The sequence below is a fragment of the Rhizobium sp. Rhizsp82 genome (genome assembly GCF_047325115.1).
In the GTDB taxonomy this organism is placed as follows: Bacteria; Pseudomonadota; Alphaproteobacteria; order Rhizobiales; family Rhizobiaceae; genus Rhizobium.
Genome location: NZ_CP168570.1, coordinates 1 through 2,500 on the forward strand (window position 1 = coordinate 1; position 2,500 = coordinate 2,500).

1 tRNA gene and 2 rRNA genes (1 of these 3 cut by a window edge) are annotated in these 2,500 nt (G+C 54.8%); all 3 read right to left on the minus strand.

The features are described 5' to 3' along the window. Positions 1–11 precede the first annotated feature (11 nt). Positions 12–88: transfer RNA gene (locus tag ACEN84_RS04770), tRNA-Met, on the minus strand. A 242-nt stretch (positions 89–330) separates the two neighbouring features. After that, positions 331–445 (minus strand): 5S ribosomal RNA (gene rrf, locus ACEN84_RS04775). Between the two features lie 182 nt (positions 446–627). Then, positions 628–2,500 (minus strand): 23S ribosomal RNA (locus ACEN84_RS04780) (it continues 927 nt past the right edge of the window).

Consider the following 2,500-nt stretch of genomic DNA (forward strand, 5'->3'; position numbering starts at 1 on the left):
CCGGGGATCGTTGGTTGCGGGGGCAGGATTTGAACCTGCGGCCTTCAGGTTATGAGCCTGACGAGCTACCGGGCTGCTCCACCCCGCGCCAGCGCAAAACCCTTTGGGTTTTGTCGCGATAGCGTAAAGCGCCGAAGACGTTTTACGCTTACTGCCGGAGCAACTCCAAAGGAGTTGTCTCCTGTAAGGGACGCACCATTATAGATCCGGTGCATCGCTATTTCAGTCTGCATATAGGGCTCGAAAGCAAAAAGGCCGCTTTGCGAGCGGCCCTTTGATCGGCCAGGGGCCGTAATTTCGTTCAGAGAAGATTTATGTTGCGTTTAGCAGACCTGGCAGCGACCGACTCTCCCGCGTCTTAAGACGAAGTACCATAGGCGCTGGGGCGTTTCACGGCCGTGTTCGGAATGGGAACGGGTGCAGCCACCCCGCCATGACCACCAGGTCAGCGAAGCGCAACAATTGAGAAGCTGGCGCAGCCGCTAGGCTGCATTTTTTGAACACGTCTTCGGTGCAACAAACCGGACGAACACTGCGTGTTCGCCGCGCCCGTCGCAAAGGCTTTCGCCTTCGCTCTGTCGGGACAACCGCTTTGCGGTTGCCCTGAGATGAGCACAAGCAATGAGAACGATCAAGCCAATCGAGCTATTAGTACCGGTAAGCTTCATGCGTTGCCGCACTTCCACACCCGGCCTATCAACGTGGTCGTCTTCCACGGCTCTGATAGGGAACACTCGTTTTCAGGTGGGTTTCCCGCTTAGATGCCTTCAGCGGTTATCCCGTCCATATATAGCTACCCTGCTATGCCCTTGGCAGGACAACAGGTCCACCAGAGATATGTCCATCCCGGTCCTCTCGTACTAGGGACAGATCCTGTCAATATTCCTACACCCACGGCAGATAGGGACCGAACTGTCTCACGACGTTCTGAACCCAGCTCACGTACCGCTTTAATTGGCGAACAGCCAAACCCTTGGGACCTGCTCCAGCCCCAGGATGCGATGAGCCGACATCGAGGTGCCAAACAACCCCGTCGATATGGACTCTTGGGGGTCATCAGCCTGTTATCCCCGGCGTACCTTTTATCCGTTGAGCGATGGCCCTTCCACGCGGGACCACCGGATCACTATGACCGACTTTCGTCTCTGCTCGACTTGTCAGTCTCGCAGTCAGGCGGGCTTATGCCATTGCACTCGACGACCGATTTCCGACCGGTCTGAGCCCACCATCGCGCGCCTCCGTTACTCTTTCGGAGGCGACCGCCCCAGTCAAACTACCCACCATACACTGTCCCGGATCCGGATAACGGACCGCGGTTAGACATCCATGACGATAAGGGTGGTATTTCAAGGATGGCTCCACGGAAACTGGCGTCCCCGCTTCAAAGCCTACCACCTATCCTACACATGCCGACACGAATGCCAGTGTAAAGCTATAGTAAAGGTGCACGGGGTCTTTCCGTCTGACCGCAGGAACCCCGCATCTTCACGGGGAATTCAATTTCACTGAGTCTATGTTGGAGACAGCGGGGAAGTCGTTACGCCATTCGTGCAGGTCGGAACTTACCCGACAAGGAATTTCGCTACCTTAGGACCGTTATAGTTACGGCCGCCGTTTACTGGGGCTTCGATTCAAAGCTTGCACCTCTCCTCTTAACCTTCCAGCACCGGGCAGGCGTCAGACCCTATACGTCGTCTTGCGACTTCGCAGAGCCCTGTGTTTTTGATAAACAGTCGCTACCCCCTGGTCTGTGCCACCCCATCTCACTTGCGTAAAATGGGGTCACGCTTCTTCCGAAGTTACGCGTGCAATTTGCCGAGTTCCTTCAACATAGTTCTCTCAAGCGCCTTGGTATACTCTACCTGACCACCTGTGTCGGTTTCGGGTACGGTCTATACGGTGGAGCTATTTCCTGGAACCGCTTCCCTGCCCACTCAATCCAATAAGAATGAACAAGTTACGCAATCCGTCACTACCACCAGGCCCACGAATATTAACGTGGTTCCCATCGACTACGCGTGTCCGCCTCGTCTTAGGGGCCGGCTAACCCTGCTCAGATTAACTTTAAGCAGGAACCCTTGGTCTTTCGGCGAGAGGGTCTCTCACCCTCTTTATCGTTACTCATGTCAACATTCGCACTTCCGATACCTCCAGGATGTCTCACGACTGTCCCTTCACAGGCTTACGGAACGCTCCGCTACCACTTGCATTGCTGCAAATCCTCAGCTTCGGTGCATGGCTTCAGCCCCGTTACATTTTCGGCGCAAAGACCCTTATTTAGACCAGTGAGCTGTTACGCTTTCTTTAAATGATGGCTGCTTCTAAGCCAACATCCTGGTTGTTTTGGGATCCTCACATCCTTTCCCACTTAGCCATGACTTGGGGACCTTAGCTGGAGGTTAGGGTTGTTGCCCTTTTCACGACGGACGTTAGCACCCGCCGTGTGTCTGCCGAGTAGTACTCCCGGGTATTCGGAGTTTGGTTAGGATCAGTAAGACGG